The 2,222-nt window shown below is 61.2% G+C and carries 3 protein-coding genes; all 3 read left to right on the top strand.

The features are described 5' to 3' along the window. A partial coding sequence (locus tag NKH35_RS31510; protein ID WP_352917553.1) for an HAD-IC family P-type ATPase occupies window positions 1-1,077 on the top strand: 1,077 nt, incomplete at its 5' end. Further along, window positions 1,074-1,244, top strand: a complete 171-nt coding sequence (gene ccoS / locus NKH35_RS31505; RefSeq protein WP_023697810.1) for a cbb3-type cytochrome oxidase assembly protein CcoS — start codon at window positions 1,074-1,076, stop codon at window positions 1,242-1,244. The genes NKH35_RS31510 and ccoS, both read left to right, overlap by 4 nt. Before the next feature lie 66 nt (window positions 1,245-1,310). Continuing rightward, the gene (locus NKH35_RS31500; RefSeq protein WP_352917552.1) at window positions 1,311-2,078 is read left to right on the top strand and encodes a CBS domain-containing protein; all 768 of its coding nucleotides are present in this window, start codon (window positions 1,311-1,313) and stop codon (window positions 2,076-2,078) included. Window positions 2,079-2,222: the final 144 nt, after the last annotated feature.

The following is a 2,222-nucleotide window of genomic DNA, read 5'->3' as shown; positions in this document are numbered from 1 at the left end:
ACATGCCCCTGCGCGCTTGGCCTCGCCGGCCCAATCGTTCAGGTGGTCGCCGCGCGGCGCCTGTTTGAGAATGGCATCATGGTCAAGGACGGCTCGGCCATGGAGCGCCTGGCAGCGATCGATACAGCCGTGTTCGACAAGACCGGCACGCTCACGCTTGGCCAGCCCAGGCTCGTCAACACGTCGTCGATCGATCCCGCCATGCTGGCAATCGCTGCCGACCTGGCCGCGCATTCGCGTCATCCATATTCAAAGGCCATTGCCGGCTTTGCCGTCAGCAGCAGCCAGCACAAATTCGACGCGGTGACCGAGCACCCGGGTTTCGGGATCGAAGCCACCGCCGCCGGTATCACCTGGCGGCTGGGTCGACGCGGATGGGCTGGTTGGAAGGCGCGAACCGGCGGCGAAGGCAAACATGGCTACGGCGGAACAGTGCTGACGAAAAACGGCATGATTGTCGCATCCTTCGTTTTCGAAGATGCGCTACGCCTCGACACCAGGGCAGCGATCGATCAACTGCGCAACGCTGGTATGTGCGTGGAAATGCTGTCGGGCGATACCGCGAAAGCCTGCGCCGAGATTGCGGACGTGCTCGGTGTCGATGACTTCGTTCCCTGCCTGCTCCCGTCCGGCAAGGTTGAACGCTTCGAGAGTCTGGCGAGAGACGGGCACAAGGTTCTGATGGTTGGCGACGGGCTCAACGACGCACCGGCGCTGAGCGCCGCGCATGTCTCGATCGCACCCGCCACGGCGGCCGACATTGGCCGCAATGCAGCCGACTTCGTTTTTCTGCGCGAAAGCCTTTTGGCGATCCCGCTGGCGCTGGACGTGTCGCGCAAGGCGGGAAGCCTGATCCGACAGAACATAACAATTGCGATCGTTTACAATGCTGTGGCCGTGCCGATCGCCATTCTGGGCCACGTTACGCCTCTCATCGCGGCGGTCGCGATGTCTGCCTCGTCATTGCTTGTGATTGGAAACGCAATGCGTCTGCAAGGCTTCGCAACGGGTGTGTCGTCCGAAACAGCGCGGCAGGGCAGGCCCGCGCGGGCCGGCGCCTTGGCCCGATCTTCATGACGACGCTCGCCTATCTCATTCCGGTGGCGTTGTTCCTTGGCGCACTCGGCCTGTCCGGCTTCCTGTGGGCGTTGAGAAGCGGCCAGTACGATGATCTCGATGGCGCTGCGGAGCGCATTCTAATCGACCGCGACGACGGCGCGGAGAATCCTCCTCGTTCCAAGTGACTCAGATCAACGCGCCGCGGGTCGGGATGTCCTATCGTCGTCCGACGAAAGATCAGGAGGGTGAGGATGCAAGCCGAATCCATAATGACAAAGCCAGTCATCACGACGGATGCGAACGCGACGATCGCGCAAGCGGTCGAGCTCATGCTTTCAAACAAGGTCAGCTGCCTGCCGGTAGCAGACAGCGACGGCACCCTGATTGGTATTGTAAGCAAAAGCGACTTCTTGCGCCGAGAAGAACTTGGGACCCAGCGTGTGCGTCCGCGCTGGCTGGAGTTTGATCTTGGCCCGGGCACAGTCGCCAATGACTATGCGCGCTCGAACGGACGGATCATCCATCAGGTGATGACCACACCCGTCATCTCGGCGCCTCCTAGCGCCTCGATTGCAGATATTGTCGACCTGATGATGCAACATCGCATCAACAATCTTCCAATTGTCGATCGGGACAGGGTCATCGGCATCATCACGCGAACTGATTTGCTGCTTGTCCTGATCCGCGCCATGCCGAAACAGGGAACCACGCCACCCGATGACGACCTGATCCGCAAGGCTATCCTTGCCGAACTGCAGTCACAAACCTGGAGCGGTGGTGACTTGATCGATGTGAGGGTCAGCGACGGCCTTGTCGAACTGAAGGGGGCGATTGTCGACGAGCGTCAGCGGAAGGCAGCGATCGTTGCGGCTGAGAAGGTTGCCGGCGTCGGGCAAGTCAAGGACGGCCTCCTCCTCAGTACGGATCCGTTCGGTGAAGGTTTCATAGCTGCGGAAAAGGCGGGGACGTGGAGCAGAGTCCCTTTGGTTCTGCTCCCTTCCCACATCACTTGGACATGAGGCTGTCGGCGAGTTCCTTCGGCGTCTAGCGCCCGTCATGGGCGGAGAGCACGCTATCGGCAGCAAGATGCCCGTCCTGACGGAATGCGATGGCCGCTGCCTGTTTTGGTGGGGCTTGGACCGGCGCTTCCTGTGGATATGAAG

The sequence above is a fragment of the Mesorhizobium sp. M1143 genome, from assembly GCF_040318435.1.
Classification (GTDB): domain Bacteria; phylum Pseudomonadota; class Alphaproteobacteria; order Rhizobiales; family Rhizobiaceae; genus Mesorhizobium.
This window is presented reverse-complemented; position numbering and strand designations above follow the sequence as displayed.

What these genes read in the sequence shown, in the direction of transcription:
- ccoS (WP_023697810.1), top strand. Translation starts at nt 1,074, where the DNA reads ATGACGACGCTCGCCTATCTCATTCCGGTGGCGTTGTTCCTTGGCGCA.
- NKH35_RS31500 (WP_352917552.1), top strand. Translation starts at nt 1,311, where the DNA reads ATGCAAGCCGAATCCATAATGACAAAGCCAGTCATCACGACGGATGCG.